General features: G+C 34.4%; 16 protein-coding genes. 5 read left to right on the plus strand and 11 right to left on the minus strand.

What is annotated here, in order from left to right; translation table 11 throughout:
- Positions 1–85: 85 nt before the first annotated feature.
- The 11 genes from RQM59_RS06995 to recG all read right to left on the minus strand — a co-directional run bounded on the left by RQM59_RS06995 (position 86) and on the right by recG (position 7,851).
- A complete protein-coding gene (locus RQM59_RS06995; protein ID WP_349241372.1) occupies positions 86–457 on the minus strand; it encodes a cupin domain-containing protein in 372 nt (123 codons plus the stop codon).
- Complete coding sequence (locus RQM59_RS07000) at positions 457–1,020, minus strand: hypothetical protein (RefSeq protein ID WP_349241373.1); 564 nt, start codon at positions 1,018–1,020, stop codon at positions 457–459. The genes RQM59_RS06995 and RQM59_RS07000 overlap by 1 nt, the downstream gene beginning before the upstream one ends.
- A gap of 120 nt (positions 1,021–1,140) precedes the next feature.
- Positions 1,141–1,896, minus strand: coding sequence for a LytR/AlgR family response regulator transcription factor (locus RQM59_RS07005; RefSeq protein WP_349241374.1), 756 nt, complete (start codon positions 1,894–1,896; stop codon positions 1,141–1,143).
- A gap of 2 nt (positions 1,897–1,898) precedes the next feature.
- A complete protein-coding gene (locus RQM59_RS07010) occupies positions 1,899–2,234 on the minus strand; it encodes a 2TM domain-containing protein (RefSeq protein WP_349241375.1) in 336 nt (111 codons plus the stop codon).
- Between the two features lie 3 nt (positions 2,235–2,237).
- Positions 2,238–2,552, minus strand: coding sequence for a 2TM domain-containing protein (locus RQM59_RS07015; protein WP_349241376.1), 315 nt, complete (start codon positions 2,550–2,552; stop codon positions 2,238–2,240).
- Positions 2,553–2,556: 4 nt separating this feature from the next.
- Entirely contained in the window at positions 2,557–2,901 is a 345-nt protein-coding gene (locus RQM59_RS07020; protein ID WP_349241377.1) for a 2TM domain-containing protein, read from the minus strand.
- A gap of 3 nt (positions 2,902–2,904) precedes the next feature.
- On the minus strand, positions 2,905–3,198 hold the full coding sequence (locus RQM59_RS07025; RefSeq protein ID WP_349241378.1) for a 2TM domain-containing protein: 294 nt from the start codon (positions 3,196–3,198) through the stop codon (positions 2,905–2,907).
- A gap of 6 nt (positions 3,199–3,204) precedes the next feature.
- Positions 3,205–3,786: a 2TM domain-containing protein gene (locus RQM59_RS07030; protein WP_349241379.1), complete on the minus strand. Its 582-nt coding sequence runs from the start codon at positions 3,784–3,786 to the stop codon at positions 3,205–3,207.
- 4 nt (positions 3,787–3,790) lie between these two features.
- Positions 3,791–5,146 (minus strand): 2TM domain-containing protein, encoded by a 1,356-nt coding sequence (locus RQM59_RS07035; RefSeq protein ID WP_349241380.1) that lies wholly within the window; start codon positions 5,144–5,146, stop codon positions 3,791–3,793.
- 67 nt (positions 5,147–5,213) lie between these two features.
- On the minus strand, positions 5,214–5,627 hold the full coding sequence (locus RQM59_RS07040) for a DUF2141 domain-containing protein (protein WP_349241381.1): 414 nt from the start codon (positions 5,625–5,627) through the stop codon (positions 5,214–5,216).
- A gap of 124 nt (positions 5,628–5,751) precedes the next feature.
- On the minus strand, positions 5,752–7,851 hold the full coding sequence (gene recG, locus RQM59_RS07045) for an ATP-dependent DNA helicase RecG (RefSeq protein ID WP_349241382.1): 2,100 nt from the start codon (positions 7,849–7,851) through the stop codon (positions 5,752–5,754).
- Between the two features lie 122 nt (positions 7,852–7,973).
- On the opposite strand from recG, the gene RQM59_RS07050 reads away from it, so the two are divergent.
- The 5 genes from RQM59_RS07050 (at position 7,974) to RQM59_RS07070 (ending at position 17,189) form a co-directional block, all read left to right on the plus strand.
- Positions 7,974–9,185, plus strand: coding sequence for an RsmB/NOP family class I SAM-dependent RNA methyltransferase (locus RQM59_RS07050; protein WP_349241383.1), 1,212 nt, complete (start codon positions 7,974–7,976; stop codon positions 9,183–9,185).
- A gap of 45 nt (positions 9,186–9,230) precedes the next feature.
- The gene (locus RQM59_RS07055) at positions 9,231–11,372 is read left to right on the plus strand and encodes an endonuclease (protein ID WP_349241384.1); all 2,142 of its coding nucleotides are present in this window, start codon (positions 9,231–9,233) and stop codon (positions 11,370–11,372) included.
- Positions 11,373–11,491: 119 nt separating this feature from the next.
- Positions 11,492–12,595: an endonuclease gene (locus RQM59_RS07060; protein ID WP_349241385.1), complete on the plus strand. Its 1,104-nt coding sequence runs from the start codon at positions 11,492–11,494 to the stop codon at positions 12,593–12,595.
- A gap of 140 nt (positions 12,596–12,735) precedes the next feature.
- The gene (purL, locus tag RQM59_RS07065) at positions 12,736–16,407 is read left to right on the plus strand and encodes a phosphoribosylformylglycinamidine synthase (RefSeq protein ID WP_349241386.1); all 3,672 of its coding nucleotides are present in this window, start codon (positions 12,736–12,738) and stop codon (positions 16,405–16,407) included.
- 59 nt (positions 16,408–16,466) lie between these two features.
- Positions 16,467–17,189, plus strand: coding sequence for a pentapeptide repeat-containing protein (locus tag RQM59_RS07070; protein ID WP_349241387.1), 723 nt, complete (start codon positions 16,467–16,469; stop codon positions 17,187–17,189).
- The last annotated feature ends 82 nt before the right edge of the window (positions 17,190–17,271 follow it).

A 17,271-nucleotide genomic window follows, 5' to 3' on the forward strand; every position in this document is an offset into this window, starting at 1 on the left:
TGTAGTTGATTTATGTAGTAAATTACATAAAATCAACTATTTAAAAGTGAGTTTTAACGTAGTTTAGGAAAACTTTAACGGAGCATTATTCTTCCTCTCTGTTTACTAAGTCCATAGAAAATGCAGGTAAGCAAATTGCTATATATTCGCACTCATTCTCAAATGGGTTTGAATATTGAATACGTGTATTTTTTTGAATCTTTATCGATTGACCCGCTTCTAGGATAACGACCTCCCCATCAATAATAAATTGCTTTTTCCCTTTGATGATGTACGTATATTCGTCAAACTCTGGTGTTTGAAAAGGTTCACTCCAACCAGAAGGAGCAACCATATGCGCAATACTAATCTTTGCATTTCCGTCAGTAGCCTGACCAAAATGTTCTTCGATAAGCTTTCCATCAGTTGTAGGAACAACAAAAGGAGATGTTTGTATTTGATACTTCTTAGTACCCATTAATTAAACCAAACAATGAAAGATTTCATTTTTGCAAGATCAGGAATCTGTTCCAAACTTACTTTTTGTGTTGTGAATTGCCTTAACCCTAATTGCTCTTTGTCAATTGCAATCGTAGCATTCAAATCATCAATAAACAAGGTTGCCGAATTTAACGACGTCTCAATCTTGGTTATTTCATTATTTAAATTAATATCTGAGAAAGTAGAATTTAAGGTTATTCCTGTCTGCGTTTCATATCTTTCATCAAATATCTGAACACTCTTAATAGTGGACAACGTATCAAGTTGGTCTTGAGGAACAACGGTTAAAAGATGCTTCCCTCCTTTTTCATATATCTGATATTCATCGTCATCCTGGAAATAATTAGAACCGAGTGATCCTTCGCTTAAATTCTTAACAATAGAATCATTTTTAAAGATCGTTTCAAGTTCTTTAATGGTGGTTTTTTGAGTTAGGTGCCCTACTTTTCCTTTAACTATTTGAAACTTGTTATTATTGTTACAACTAGAGAAAACTACACATACAGTAAATACAAAAGCTAAGAGTACTGTTTTTTTCATTCTTTTTTCTTACAAAGATATCCCTTAAACGTTGATTTTTGGGAAATGTTATTCTTTACTACAAATTACTTGGTAAATATAGTAAAACAATCAAACTAGCATTACAGAAAACAATAAGATTTAATCGATCCAGTTTTTAAAATCCTTTACACGCTCTCTACTCACAATAATTTCAGATTCATTATAGGAATGTAATATCAGTTTAAGTCTACTATTGGTGTAAGATATAATATCTTTAATCGCATTTATGTGCACAATAAATGTTCTATTTACCCTGAAGAAATGCTCAGGATCTAATTGATCTTGCCAGTGTTCCAAAGAATTATCAATTAGGTAATTTCTCTTTCCGTTGGTATGAATATATGTTGCTTTGTTTTCGCTATAAAAACATTCTATTTCGTCTACGTGAATAATCTTGATGTGTTGACCAATCTTAATGGTAAACCTCTTTTTAAATTTTCTATCTACAGGATTTATCAAAAGCCTTCTTATATCATCAATATTTACTTGTAAATCTGTTTCTTTGGGTTGTTGATCTTTATACTTCTCAACAGCTTTTTTCAATTCATCCTCATCGATAGGTTTTAGTAAATAGTCAATACTATTCAGTTTGAATGCTTTAAGCGCATATTCGTCATAAGCGGTTGTAAAAATAATAGCACTTTTTACTGGAATCTCTTCAAAAATCTCAAAGGATAAACCATCAGAAAGTTGGATATCCAAAAATATAAGGTCTGGATGTGCATTATCTTGAAACCAATTTAAAGATTCCTCTACGGAATGTAGCATAGTTTGTGCCTCTATTCCTAATGCATTAAGCATTCTATTTAGCCTTCTTGCTGCTGGCTTCTCATCTTCTATAATGATTACGTTCATTATTATGTATTTTTTTCATTCATGAATTCTTCTATTTTTCGATCTTGCCAACCTTTCCCTAAAGCTCTTGGGAAGATAAATACTCTTATAGCATCCACTAATAAGATTGCACCCCATATGAACCAAACAGGATAACGTACTAATAGAGATCCTGAAACCTGATCACTCAGTTCCAACCCTTCAAAGATTCTAATGGTTACGTCAAAATAATATACGACAAATGTCAAAAATAAATTTACAACTAAATATGCGGTCAAGTGTTTATAAAAGCCTTTTATCTCCTCTACTCTTTTTCTGGCTTTGATTAACTTTTTTTCTTTTGATAATTGAGTTTCCATAATCTACTTTTTGTCCATTAGTTCTTTAACCTTTCGTTCTTCCCACTCTTTTCCCATTAAAAGATTGGTTCCAAAAATTCTGAATGTATGCATAGCCAAACCAATACCCCAAAACAACCAAACTGCATAGGTTCCAAAATCTGACAAAGCTCCACCAATTGATTCTCCGTCTTCCAAATCATTCATTACTTTATTTACACTTATAAAGGTATTTACGGCAATATAAACGGCTAAATGAATGTAATACCCTTTTATATCTTCCACTCGCTTCTTTGCGCGTAGGTACTTAGTGTCCAATTTGTTATTATCTATTTCCATGATATTATTTTCTTAAAATTTTATTCGATCTGTCATCATCTTCTTTCATCAATTCCTTAATTTTTTTCTCTTCCCAACTTTTTCCGATAAAAGAACCAAAGCCAAATACTCCAAGCCAGTGAAAAAACAGTCCAATTCCCCAAAACAACCATGTAGAATATACTCCAAAATGCCGTATCGCTTCTGAAAAGGAAAAATCTTCACTTGATGTAAGTCCATATAGAATTACGATACTAATAAATATGTTTACAAAAATGTAAGCCATTAAATGAGAATAAAAACCTTTAATATCCTTTACTCTTTTTTTTGCTTTTAAGTACTGCTGTTCTTTTGTATAATTTGGTTCCATTTTCTAATGTTTAGTGTCTTTATTCATAAATTCTTTTACTTTTCTCTCTTCCCAATCCTTTCCTAAGCCTAGCTTATCCATTCCCATAACTCCAAACCAGTGGAAGAAAACACCCATTCCCCAGCCTACTAATGAAAACCAGAACCAGTGAAATTGAGGTACAAACCTTAAATTAATATAAATAATTACGGGCATGATAACAACGAAGACTATCAAATGTGTATAAAAACCTTTTATTTCTTCTACCTTCTTTCTCGCTTTAAGATATTGCTGTTCTTTTGTAAAATTAGATTCCATATGCTATTATTTAAATGAATCGTTCTTAATAAGTTCTTTAATTTTCTTTTGTTGCCAACTTTTTCCTAAACCAAACTGTTCGAATCCAAAGATCCCCAGCCACATCATAAAAAGTGCAAATAACATTCCTACAACCACAAACCAGAAAAAGTGAAACCCAGGAACAAACTCCAAATTGATATACGTTACTATAGGAACTGTGATTATCGTTACTATTAAAAAGGCATAAAAACCTTTAACTTCCTTTACTCTTTTCTTTGCATTCATATATAACAATTCTTGAGTGTAATCTGGTTCTTCATTAATTCCTTCGTCCATGATTTCTTTAACCTTATTGCGCTGCCAATTTTTTTTTGTGGTTACTTTCGAAAGTCCAAAAATAATGAGCCAATGAATAAAAAGGCCAGCAAACCAAGCTGCTATATAAAACCAGAACCAGTAATACTGCGGTACCAATTCCAAATTAAGGATAATTATAAAAGGAACAATAAATATGGTGGATACTAAATGTGTGTAAAAGCCTAAGATGTTTTTTACTCTTTCTTGAGCCTTAAAATACCGTTCTTCCTGTATAAAATTAGATTCCATGACTTTATCTTCTTCTATTATTTTGATTCATCAATTCTTTTATTTTCTTCTCTTCCCAATTCTTCCCTAAAAAGATATTGTAATTATAAGCATCTAATCCATGCATCAACACTCCAAACCCCCATCCAAAAACGGGAAACCAAAACCAGTGAAACTGTGGCGAAAATTGTAAGTTTATAAATATCAAAAACGGGATCACAATTACATAAGATGCCAAGTTTTGATAAAATTCTTTTAATTTTTCCACGCGCTCTACGGCACGCACATATTTGCTATTTTCTAATTCTTCCGGTTGCATAATCGTATTCATTTTAAATAAGAGTGGTAAACACACCTTAAATATTTTGTTATTGTTTTCTATTTTAACACCTTTCGATGTTATCAATCCATACCTGTCCGCAATATTTTGTAAGCCAACTTTGGTACTTTTACCTATTGCCTCTTTTGGATTTATGTTATTCTGTATAATTAAGTATCCTTCTTCCTCATATATAGTAATCTCTAAAGGCTTAAGGGATGAAACTACATTGTGTTTTACTGCATTCTCAAGAAGTAGCTGTAATGATAATGGAACAATTTTTAGTTCTTCATTACTCACCGTTTCAGGAATAGTAAATTTTACGGCATCCTCAAAGCGCATACCCAATAATTCCATATACGTTCTTGCGAACTGTAACTCTTCAGAAAGCGGTATAAGATCTTTATTTCGCTGCTCTAAAACATATCTATATACTTTAGAGAGTTTTGTCGTAAACTTCTCCGCTTGATTTGGATTTTCTCCAATCAAAGATGTCAACACATTCAAGCTATTAAATAAAAAGTGTGGATCTAATTGATTTTTTAAAGATTCGAATTTGGCTGTTTCTGTCTTCGCTACAATCTCCTGTTTGGTTGTTTCTTGAGACATGGCCGCTTTCCAATTTCTCATAAACCCTCTGGCATGGAAAAATGTAGAAACCCCTAATGACAGGATGATATAAAAAAGATGCATCCAAAAATTATTGCCATTAAAAAAATTAGATGGGTCTATATTTCCCCAAACGATCAATATTAAGTAGTTAATTCCCAAAACTAACGGTATAGTATATAAAACCGTCGCAATGATTCCTGCTGTTACTCGTTCATTTGTTTGTTTGATCCAGTCCCACTTGGTATTCAAATAGTTATTTATAAATCCATTTCCAAACCCCATTCCAAAAGAGAACAATCCTGAGATGATAAATGATTTCCATAATCCTTCTAAAGAAAACTCCTGAAAGATCACTCCAAATAAAAAGGTAAATACCAATGTTATTTTAAAACATACTATAAAACCTTTTTTGAGGTTCTTCATGGTAAAAACATCTTTATACTTGTTCATCTTTGAGAATTATTTAGGTTCTTGGATATAAATTTAGTTAAAGTTCTGAAACCTGTTGTTTGTTTTTTTAAAACTTAATTTCAAACGTTACGTCTTTATCTGATACAGTAAACTTTGCATCGTCATATTTTGGCGGACCAAAATTCATGATGTTATTGGTAGCTCCATAATCTTCCATAGGCATTCCATTTGTTTCAAAATCCATGGTATCATTATCATTTTTATCATGGAAACAAATAATGGCATAATCGCCAGGTGCTACATTCTCAAAAGTTACTGTGCTTTTTCCATCCACAATTTTTCCATTTTTAGACTGTAATGGTTGTCTCATAAAATTCGCTTTGTCATATAGCGCAAAACTTACCTTACCACTATCTGTTGATACATTTACTACGGTAGCCGTTACACGTTGTTTTTTAGTTGATGTTATACCTGCTGAAAACATCATTACTGCTGTTAATACTGTTGCAAAAATTTTCATAATTATTGTTTTATTGGTTAATTATGATACAAATGTGCAACACACATAAGGTTCTATAAACTAAAAATTACCGAGTTGTATTTTTTTAAGGACGAATTGTAAAAGTGTTGATTAATTCCTGCTATTAACTAATATTAGACCAAATTCCTGAAGTTCTTTTAAGTAAAGAATAGGTCCGTAAGATCTCTTCGTTAGTCTCTTTAGAAAGGTTCGGATCATCATCCAGTAATTCAATAGCTGCATTTCTTGCTTGTTGTAAAATAGGAGTATCTTTTACAACATCTGCTATTTTTAAATTGAGTACACCACTTTGTTGGGTTCCCATCATGTTTCCAGGCCCTCTTAATTTAAGGTCCACTTCTGATATTTTGAATCCATCTGACGTGTCTACCATCGTTTTCAATCTTACCTTGGCATCTGCAGATAGTTTAAAGCTTGTAAGTAGTATACAGTAACTCTGATCGGCTCCTCGTCCTACTCTGCCTCTTAACTGATGCAGTTGACTTAATCCAAAGCGCTCTGCGCTTTCAACAATCATAACACTAGCATTAGGAACATTTACACCTACTTCAATAACCGTAGTAGCTACCATAATATGCGTTTCTCCTTTTACAAATCGATTCATTTCATAGTCCTTATCAGCGGGCTTCATTTTTCCATGTACGATACTGATTTGATATTTTGGAGATGGGAATTCCCGTGAAATACTCTCGTAACCATCCATTAGGTCTTTGTAATCCATAGCCTCAGATTCTTGGATTAACGGATATACCACATACACCTGTCTTCCTTTGGTAATTTCGTCTTTAATAAACTTAAATACCGATAATCGATTACTATCATACCGATGTACAGTCTTTACTTCTTTACGACCAGGAGGTAATTCATCTATCACGGAAATATCTAGATCACCGTAAACGCTCATAGCAAGTGTTCTAGGTATAGGTGTTGCCGTCATAACCAAAATATGAGGAGGCAACTCATTCTTTTGCCATAACTTAGAACGCTGCGCCACACCGAATCTATGCTGCTCATCTATTATTGCAATTCCAAGGTTATGAAACTTCACCTTATCCTCAATTAAAGCATGGGTTCCAATCAAAATCTTTAATGAATTGTCTTCTAATTTTTCGTGAATTTCTCTTCGTTGCTTGGCTTTTGTAGATCCTGTTAGCAAAGCAATATCGATGTTCACATGCTCCAATAACTCTTTCATCGCATTGTAATGTTGAATCGCCAATATCTCTGTGGGGGCCATAATTGTAGCCTGGTAACCATTGTCGATAGCGATGAGCATCGAGAGTAATGCTACAATGGTTTTTCCCGAACCAACATCTCCCTGTAACAATCTATTCATATGCGCATTAGAAGCAACATCTTTGCGTATTTCTTTTAAAACTCTTTTTTGCGCATTGGTTAGATCAAATGGTAAATAATTGGCATAGAAGTTATTAAAATGCTCTCCAATGCTTTCAAAAACATATCCTTTGATTTTTTGCTTGTTTATTAACTTCTTTCTCAACAATTGCAATTGAATAAAAAATAACTCTTCAAATTTCAATCTGTATTGGGCCTTCGCTAAAGCATCATTACTTTTGGGAAAGTGAATATTTAAAAGAGCATCTCTTTTGGAGATTAAACTATACTTCCCTTTAAAATCATTTGACAAACTCTCACCAAGTACCTCGAATATTTCCTTTAATAACGTTTGTATATATCCTCTAATAACACGATTGGTCACATTTTTATCCTGTAGCTTTTCAGTAGACGGATAAACAGCTTGTAGTTTGGATTTTATTTTCTTGTTTGCTTCTTTTTCCAATTCCATTTCGGGATGAGGAATACTAAAATTACCATTGTAAAAATTTAGCTTTCCATAGATAACGTACGATTCATTGATTTTTAAAGAATCTTTGATCCATTTTTGTCCTTTAAACCATATAAGCTCTATGGTCCCTGTACCATCCGAAAATTTAGCAACAAGCCTACTCCCTCTTTTTTGTGCTACTGATTTTACGCTAATTATCTTACCAAGAATCTGTACTTCAGAATTGGTATTTAGCAGTTCATTTATCTTATAATATCGCGTTCTATCTATATATCTAAATGGGAAAAAGTGTAATAAATCATTACAGGTTCTTATACCCAATTCAGTTAATAGTAAATTAGCCTTGTTTACAGTTACTCCTTTTAAATATGATATAGGTTGATTCAATAAACTCAATCTGAAAACAATTTTATTCGATCCGTAACGAAAATACAGAATATCACAATAATAAATCAAATAAAGAATCAAAAGTTAGTGGTTATTTATACCTTTGCAGCCTATTTATTAATGAGGGTTACGTGAGGTTACATAGAAATTTAGTATTTACAGTTATTGATTCAATCAGAGATATCTTTAATGAAGGTGTATACGCGGATAAAGCGGTAGAAAAAGCACTAAAAAGAGATAAACGTTGGGGAAGTCGAGATCGAAAGTTTGTTGCAGAAACGATTTATGACATTGTACGATGGAAGCGTTTATATGCTGAAATTGCTGAAGTAAAAGAGCCTTTTGACAGGCCAAACTTATGGCGTTTGTTTTCTGTTTGGTGCGTTTTAAAAGGAATTCAGTTACCAGATTGGAATCAGATCGAACCAACTCCAACAAGAAGAATAAAAGGCAGGTTTGACGAACTGTCTAAAATTAGAAAGTATAAAGAGTCGATTCCTGATTGGATCGATGAAATTGGCGTATCTGAAATTGGTGAAACGATTTGGTCTAAAGAAATAACAGCATTGAACAAACAGGCCGATGTTATCTTAAGAACAAATACCTTAAAAACTTCAAAAGAGGATTTACAAAAGAAGTTACGTACAGAAAATATCATTACTGAATTTATTTCTGGACATGATGATGCATTGAAACTTGTAGAGCGTGCAAATGTTTTTAGAACACAAGCATTTAAAGATGGCTTATTTGAAGTCCAAGATGCATCTTCGCAATTAGTTGCAGCGTATTTAGATGTTGCTCCTGGAATGAAAGTAGTAGATACCTGTGCGGGCGCAGGTGGAAAAACGCTACACCTTGCCTCCTTAATGGAAAACAAAGGGCAAATAATAGCTATGGATATTTATGAAAGTAAATTGAAAAAACTGAAGATCAGGGCAAAGCGAAACGGAGTGCATAACATTACTAATCGCGTTATAGAATCTACAAAGCCGCTTAAAAAATTACAAGGAAAAGCTGATAGAGTGCTTATAGATGCACCTTGTTCGGGACTAGGTGTTTTAAGACGTAATCCTGATTCTAAATGGAAGTTACAACCAGAATTTTTAGATGCTATTCGAGAAACTCAGCAGGAAATCTTACAAGAATATTCAAAGATGGTAAAACCAGGCGGAAAGTTAGTTTATGCAACCTGTTCTGTGTTACCATCCGAAAATCAAAATCAAGTTGAAACATTCTTATCATCAGAATTAGGAAAAAACTTTACTTTTGTAAAAGATAATAAAGTATTTGCCCATACATCCGGATATGACGGATTTTATATGGCCCTACTTAAGAAAGATTAATTAAATACCCTGGTAAAAAAATACTAACACCCCAAAAACAATTACATGTTGAAAAGAATTTTAAGTACTATACTTATAGTGCTTTCGTCATATGCTTTTTCACAAGAAGCATATTACAATGGACTAGATTTAAATCTAACCGGAGTTGCGTTAAAGAATGTATTAGCTACTAAGATCATTAATACCCACACCAATAGTTTATCCTATTCTCCTGGTATATGGAATGCTTCTATGGCTACAGATGTAAACCCTACTAATAGTGCCGAAGTACTGCTTATCTATGGTTGGGAAAATGGTTCCGATGGAGACTCAAATAATGATAGAGAAAGAGGTATTAATGATACCTGTGGTGGCGGAAGTTGTATAGGGCTTTGGAATAGAGAACACGTATTTGCAAATTCATTGGCAGATCCCGATCTAGATGCCTCTGGAACCAGTGGACCTCCATATGCAGATGCACACAATTTAAGACCGTGCGACTCTCCTACGAATTCGTCAAGAGGAAATAAAAAGTTCGCAATCGGGTCAGGAAACTCTGGAGCTGTTAACGATGGATGGTACCCCGGAGACGAATGGAAAGGCGATGTAGCAAGAATGATCATGTATATGTATTTACGATATGGAAATCAGTGTAAGCCAACGTTTGTCGGTGTTGGAAGTAGTACTGGTACTCCTGATGATATGATCGATCTTTTCTTACAGTGGAATGTCGATGATCCTGTTTCCGATTTTGAAAGACAACGAAATACCTACCATGAAAACACTGGGAATACCTATGCACAAGGAAATAGAAACCCATTTATTGACAACCCAAGGTTAGCAACCAGAATATGGGGAGGCCCAGAAGCTGAAGATACCTGGGGAATCTATACTAGCGTAGACTCAGAAGCTCCAACGGTGCCTACTAATGTTACTGTTAGTAATGAAACAACATTCTCCTTAGATATTTCATGGACAGCTTCTACAGATAATGTTGGAGTTACGAGTTATGAAATTTATGTAGATGGAAACTTATCCACTGCTGTTTCTAGTACTTCTACTACCTTAAGTAATTTAAATTCAAATACAACGTATGCCATTCGAGTATCAGCAAAAGATCTTGCCGATAATGCTTCTGCGCAAAGTACAGCTGTAAACGGAACTACTTTAGAAGATACTGAAGCGCCAACAGTTCCTACAAATGTTGCTATCAGTAATGAAACGGATACTGCATTTTCAATTACCTGGACAGCTTCGACAGATAATACTGCAGTAACTGGATACGATGTGTATTTAGATGGGAATTTAGAAGGGTCAACCACAACTGCCACTATGTATGATGTTTCTGGTCTGACGGCATCTACGACCTATGCAGTAACTGTCAAGGCAAAGGACGCAGTAGGTAATCAATCAGCTGCAAGCACACCAGTTAATGGTACCACAAATGCTTCTAGTAGTGGAAACGAATTGTTCTTTTCAGAATACATAGAAGGATCAGGAAATAACAAAGCCATTGAAATAGCAAATATAACAGGTAGCACTATAGACCTTTCTTTATACAATTTGAGAAGGCAATCTAACGGTTCTGGATCTTGGTCTACAAGATATGATTTGTCTGGTATGCTAACATCCGGAGATGTTGTTGTTGTTATTAATGGCGCAGCAATCGATGCTACCATTTTAGCCGAGGCTGATATAACAGTTCCAAATAATGGTACTGCTCCATTTGGAGAGCCTTTAAACTTCAATGGAAATGACCCTGTAGGGTTATTTAAAGACAATGCACTTATTGATATAATTGGTGTATTTGACGGCGGTACAGGAAATTTTGCACAAAACACTACATTGCGTAGAAAGTCTTCAGTAACAGGACCTACCACTACCTTCGATGAAGCTAATGAATGGGATAGCTTTCCTGTAGATACTGTAGATGACTTAGGAAGTTACACTAGTACGGCGAGTTTGGGTGATGATACTTTGGATTCATTTAAAATTTTCCCGAACCCTGTAAGTGGAAATACCATACATATTTCGACAACGAAAACATTAAAAGTATCCATCTACAACCTTATTGGAAAAAAGATATTAGAAGGAACGCTTGATCAAGTAAACGACACTATAGATGTTTCTTCTCTTAAAAGCGGTGTTTATATTATCAATGCTACAACGGATACAGGAGCAGTCTCTAAAAAGTTCATCAAAATTTAATACATATCTATAATTAGATAAAAAAGTGCCTTAATGGCACTTTTTTTATGCTTAAAACATATCCGTTTCAGAGAATTATATTAGTAACTTTGTCACATTAAAAATGATCAAACCTCTTTATGATTTTTAAAAAACTACTCTTACTTAGTACTCTTTTTGTGACCATATCTGTATTTTCTCAAATCCCAAATGGATATTATGATACAGCAACGGGAAGTGGATACACCTTAAAAACGCAATTAAAAGCAATCATTTCTAACGGACATATAGATCAGGGGTACGGTGCATTATACAATGCTTACGTAACTTCAGATAACGACAGTTTTTATGAAAATGACAATACAGTGTTAGATATGTACTCTGAAAACCCAGCCGGAGCAGATCCTTATAATTATAGTCATAATGGTAGAACTTGCGGAAATTATAATTCAGAAAATGACTGCTATAATAGAGAACATATTTTTCCTCAAGGTTTTTTTAACTCTCAAGTACCTATGAGAACAGACATTCATCATGTAGTACCATCGGATGGGTATGTAAATGGTATTCGAGGTAGTTTTCCTTTCGGTGAAGTTTCAAATCCTGATTATACCACCAATAACGGTTCGAAAAGAGGGCCCAACACTTTTGACACCCATTCAGGAACTGTATTTGAGCCCATTGATGAGTTTAAAGGAGATATCGCTAGAATGCTTCTTTATTTCGCTACAAGATATGAGGATGTAGTAACAGATGCTACCTGGGATAGTCATGATGCATCAGTTAATAATCCCTTAAATGGCACAAATGATCAAGTGTATGAGGATTGGTATATAAAACTACTTTATAAATGGCACACAGATGATCCGGTAAGTCAACGTGAAATTACTAGGAATGATGCTGCATATACTTTTCAAGGTAATAGAAATCCATTTATCGATCATCCTGAGTACGTACAAACAATCTGGGGATCTGTACTATCTGTTGAAACCTTTTCATCACTAGAACAGGTATCTATATACCCAAATCCGTCAACGATCAATAAAGTTACTTTACGTATTCCTAGTTCAATTACTATCAAACGGATAAAAGTGTATTCTATTTTAGGAAAAGAAATTCAATCTTTGAACAATCCTACCTTGGCAAATAACAAGCTAGAAATAAGCAACTTAAAACAAGGAATCTATTTAGTGAAAATTAGTAATGACCAGCAGAATATCACTAAAAAGATAGTTGTTCAGTAACGACAGGTCTCTTATTATAAATGATTTTGAGATGTTGATAAACCGTTTAAAAATCGCAAAATAATAGCTTGTTTTTACCTTTCAATTCATCCTAATATTTTAACTTTACACTTTCTTATATAATATCAAACTTAGATAGAATGATTAATTTCTTTGGAAACGTAAACAGCAAAGTTTTTGCTGTTCAAACAGCAGAAGAACTAACAGCTGAAAACATATCAAAATTAACGTGGCTTTTTGGCAACCAACATAAAATAAATTCGGCGTCTTTAGACGCCTTTTTTATTGGCCCTAGAGCAGCAATGATTACTCCCTGGAGTACCAATGCCGTAGAAATTACTCAAAACATGGGTGTTTCGGGTATCATGAGAATTGAAGAATTTAAACATGTAAATGAGGATTTTTCTGACTTCGACCCTATGATCCTTCAAAAATTTAATGGTTTACATCAGGAAACATTTACTATTGATATACAACCCGAACCTATTTTAGAGATTGATGATATAGGAGCCTATAATCAGCAAGAAGGTCTAGCATTAAGCTTGGACGAAGTAGAATATCTCGAGAACTTGTCCAACAAGATAGGTCGAAAATTAACAGATTCTGAAGTTTTCGGATTCTCTCAAGTAAATTCGGAGCATTGTAGACACAAAATATTTAATGGAACTTTTGTTATTGATGGAGAAGAGCAACCTTCTTCGTTGTTTAAAATGATTAAAGAAACATCAAAACAAAATCCTAATGACATTGTTTCTGCATATAAAGACAATGTTGCATTTATTAAAGGCCCAAAAGTGGAACAATTTGCGCCTAAAAGAGCAGATATTCCAGATTATTATCAAATAGAAGAATTTGATTCTGTAATCTCCTTAAAAGCTGAAACGCATAACTTCCCTACTACGGTAGAACCATTCAACGGTGCAGCTACAGGTTCTGGTGGAGAAATTAGAGATCGATTGGCTGGTGGAAAAGGGTCAATTCCTTTAGCAGGAACGGCGGTATATATGACTTCTTATTCTCGATTAGAGAAAAATAGACCTTGGGAAAATTTAGAAGAACGTAAATGGTTATATCAAACACCAATGGATATTCTGATCAAAGCTTCTAATGGAGCATCAGATTTCGGGAACAAGTTTGGACAACCATTAATCGTAGGATCCGTACTGACATTTGAACATGAAGAGGATGCCAGAAAATTGGGTTTTGATAAAGTAATCATGCAAGCCGGAGGAATTGGATATGGAAAGCAAAGTCAAGCATTAAAAGATACACCAGAAACTGGCGATAAGATCGTTATTCTTGGAGGAGATAATTATAGAATTGGAATGGGAGGAGCGGCTGTTTCTTCTGCTGATACAGGTGAATTCTCTTCTGGAATAGAATTGAATGCTGTACAACGATCAAATCCTGAAATGCAAAAGCGTGCTGCTAACGCTGTTCGTGGTATGGTAGAAAGTGAAGAAAATTTTATTGTTTCTATTCATGATCATGGAGCTGGTGGACATCTAAATTGTTTGTCAGAATTGGTAGAAGAAACTGGAGGTAAAATAGACTTAGATAAATTACCTGTTGGAGACCCTACACTATCGAACAAAGAAATCATTGGTAATGAATCTCAAGAAAGAATGGGATTGGTTATTGCTGAAGAACATATTGATACGTTGGAACGCATTGCAGAAAGAGAACGTTCTCCTATGTATGAAGTTGGAGATGTTACTGGAAATGATCGCTTCACCTTTGAATCTTCTACTAATGGTAACAAACCTATGGATTTAGGTCTAGAAGATATGTTTGGGAGCTCTCCTAAAACGATCATGACCGATCAAACAATTGACAGAAATTATGAAGCTGTTGCTTATAATTCTTCTGAATTTCACAATTATTTATCACAAGTTTTACAACTCGAAGCGGTTGCATGTAAAGACTGGTTAACAAATAAAGTAGATCGTTGTGTTGGTGGTAAGGTAGCAAAACAACAATGTGTTGGAGCTTTGCAAATTCCGTTAAACAATGTTGGTGTTATGGCTTTAGATTACAACAGCAACGAAGGTATTGCCACTTCTATCGGACACTCCCCTATTTCAGGGTTGATCGATCCGGTAGCTGGAAGTAGAAATTCCATAAGCGAAGCGTTAACAAATATTATTTGGGCACCGTTAAAAGAAGGTTTACAATCTATCTCTTTATCGGCAAACTGGATGTGGCCTTGCAAGAATGAAGGTGAGGATGCTCGTTTATATAAAGCAGTAAAAGCTATTTCAGAGTTTTCAATCGATTTGGGAATCAATGTTCCGACGGGAAAAGATTCGTTATCAATGAAGCAAAAATATCCGAACGAAGAAGTTATTTCTCCTGGTACGGTTATTATTTCTGCTGCTGGTAACTGTAATGATATTACCAAAATTGTTGAGCCGGTATTTCAGAAAAATGGTGGGTCCATTTATTATATCAATATTTCTCAAGACGATTTTAAACTTGGAGGAAGTTCATTTGCTCAAATTGTCAATAAAATAGGGAATGATGCTCCGACAGTTAAAGATGCTACATATGTAAAGAATGTATTCAATACAATACAGAGCCTTATAAGAAATGAGCAGATCATTGCTGGTCACGATGTAGCTTCTGGTGGATTAATTACAACTCTACTTGAATTGTGCTTTGCAAATACAGATACGGGGGCTACCTTGGATCTTACCGAATTAGGAGAATCAGATGATATTAAATTGTTATTCTCTGAAAATAGTGGAATTGTCATACAAGCCAAGGACGATAGTATTGAGCAAGTACTAGCTGCAAACAACATTACTGCTATCAAAATTGGAGAAGTTACGGAAGGTGATACTTTGCATATTCAAAATAATCATACGAATTATTCTTTGATGGTATCAGAATTAAGAGATACCTGGTATAAAACCTCGTTTCTTCTTGATCAAAAACAAACCGCAAAAGGATTGGCTCAAGATCGATATGATAACTACAAACATCAACCATTACAATATAGATTTCCAGAACACTTTACAGGAAAGATAGCTGATGTTGTTGATACTTCTCCTGCCAATAGACCGAAAGCTGCAATTTTACGTGAAAAAGGAAGTAACTCTGAGCGGGAAATGGCAAACGCAATGTATTTAGCTGGATTTGATGTCAAAGACGTACATATGACGGATCTAATATCTGGAAGAGAAACCTTAGAAGATATTCAGTTTATAGGCGCTGTCGGAGGCTTTTCGAATTCAGATGTATTAGGTTCTGCCAAAGGTTGGGCAGGTGCCATCAAATACAATGAGAAGGCCAACACCGCTTTAAAGAACTTTTTTAATAAAGAAGATACATTATCCGTAGGTATCTGCAATGGGTGCCAATTGTGGATGGAATTAGATCTTATTAACCCTGATCATGATGTACATGGTAAATTAACTTATAACGATTCTGGTAAACACGAAAGTGCCTTTACCTCTGTGAAGATCCAAGAAAACAGCTCGATAATGTTATCCTCATTAGCGGGAACGACATTGGGAGTTTGGATATCTCACGGAGAGGGCAAATTCAAGTTGCCTTATTCGGAAGATCAATACGATATTGTTGCTAAGTATAGCTATGACGGATACCCGCATAATCCAAATGGTTCTGACTTTAATACTGCGATGATGTGTGATGCAACTGGGAGACATTTAGTAACGATGCCGCATATAGAACGTTCTACATTTCAGTGGAACTGGGCAAACTATCCTAAAGAAAGGAAAGATGAAGTTTCTCCATGGTTAGAGGCTTTTGTAAATGCTAGAAAGTGGATTGAAAAGAAAAACAAATAGGCAACTGTCACAAATAAAAAGATGGGATGTCTTTAGAGTGAATGAAAACTTATAATACCATGAAAAATAAAATTACTCTAATAGCATTAATGGCTTTCTTAATGACTTCTGTCGGTTTTGCTCAGAAGACCATAAAAGCTTCAGACATTATGAAAGATATGAAAAATGGAAAAGACATATCTTACAACAATGCAACGATTGTTGGTGATCTAGACTTCACTTACATGGAAGAAAAATTGGTTGACCTACCTAAAAGAAAACGAAACAGTTGGTGGAAAAATGGAGGTAGTAATACGGTAAAACATTACATTAAATCAAAAGTTTCCTTCGTAAACTGTACGTTTGAAGATAATGTATTGGCATACATTCCAGACTCTGAAAACAGTGGTTATACCTTTGTAGCTAGTTTTAAAGATGATGCCATTTTTAAGGGTTGTACTTTCGAGAGAAAAGCGATGTTCAAGTATTCAAAATTTGATGAACAAGCGTCGTTTGCAGGAGCAAAGTTTGAAGATGACACAACATTTAAATACGCTGAATTTGATAATAATGTGAGTTTTGCGAAAGCGGTTTTTAAAGAAACAGCAACGTTTAAATACACTAAATTTAAAGACGGTGTATCCTTTAACAATACAGATTTTCAAGAGGATTTAAATATCAAATATACGAACGTACGTGGAGAATTCGATATTAAAGGAATGAAAGTAGCATACGATATCAATTCAAAATATACAAAGATCAACGGAAAAAGCTTTAACAGATATCTTTTAGATAACAGATAAGCTTTCAAATCAACTACAATTTTATAAACACCTGCATATTGTAGGTGTTTTTCTTTTTTGATATATTGGGCTGTCACTAACC

Origin of the sequence: Asprobacillus argus (assembly GCF_032248395.1) — a bacterium.
Lineage (GTDB): Bacteria > Bacteroidota > Bacteroidia > Flavobacteriales > Flavobacteriaceae > Polaribacter > Polaribacter argus.

Bases quoted from the DNA above. Each gene is read 5' to 3' on its own strand.
- RQM59_RS06995 (WP_349241372.1), bottom strand. From the start codon at position 457: ATGGGTACTAAGAAGTATCAAATACAAACATCTCCTTTTGTTGTTCCT.
- RQM59_RS07000 (WP_349241373.1), bottom strand. From the start codon at position 1,020: ATGAAAAAAACAGTACTCTTAGCTTTTGTATTTACTGTATGTGTAGTT.
- RQM59_RS07005 (WP_349241374.1), bottom strand. From the start codon at position 1,896: ATGAACGTAATCATTATAGAAGATGAGAAGCCAGCAGCAAGAAGGCTA.
- RQM59_RS07010 (WP_349241375.1), bottom strand. From the start codon at position 2,234: ATGGAAACTCAATTATCAAAAGAAAAAAAGTTAATCAAAGCCAGAAAA.
- RQM59_RS07015 (WP_349241376.1), bottom strand. From the start codon at position 2,552: ATGGAAATAGATAATAACAAATTGGACACTAAGTACCTACGCGCAAAG.
- RQM59_RS07020 (WP_349241377.1), bottom strand. From the start codon at position 2,901: ATGGAACCAAATTATACAAAAGAACAGCAGTACTTAAAAGCAAAAAAA.
- RQM59_RS07025 (WP_349241378.1), bottom strand. From the start codon at position 3,198: ATGGAATCTAATTTTACAAAAGAACAGCAATATCTTAAAGCGAGAAAG.
- RQM59_RS07030 (WP_349241379.1), bottom strand. From the start codon at position 3,786: ATGGAATCTAATTTTATACAGGAAGAACGGTATTTTAAGGCTCAAGAA.
- RQM59_RS07035 (WP_349241380.1), bottom strand. From the start codon at position 5,146: ATGAACAAGTATAAAGATGTTTTTACCATGAAGAACCTCAAAAAAGGT.
- RQM59_RS07040 (WP_349241381.1), bottom strand. From the start codon at position 5,627: ATGAAAATTTTTGCAACAGTATTAACAGCAGTAATGATGTTTTCAGCA.
- RQM59_RS07055 (WP_349241384.1), top strand. From the start codon at position 9,231: ATGTTGAAAAGAATTTTAAGTACTATACTTATAGTGCTTTCGTCATAT.
- RQM59_RS07060 (WP_349241385.1), top strand. From the start codon at position 11,492: ATGATTTTTAAAAAACTACTCTTACTTAGTACTCTTTTTGTGACCATA.
- purL (WP_349241386.1), top strand. From the start codon at position 12,736: ATGATTAATTTCTTTGGAAACGTAAACAGCAAAGTTTTTGCTGTTCAA.
- RQM59_RS07070 (WP_349241387.1), top strand. From the start codon at position 16,467: ATGAAAAATAAAATTACTCTAATAGCATTAATGGCTTTCTTAATGACT.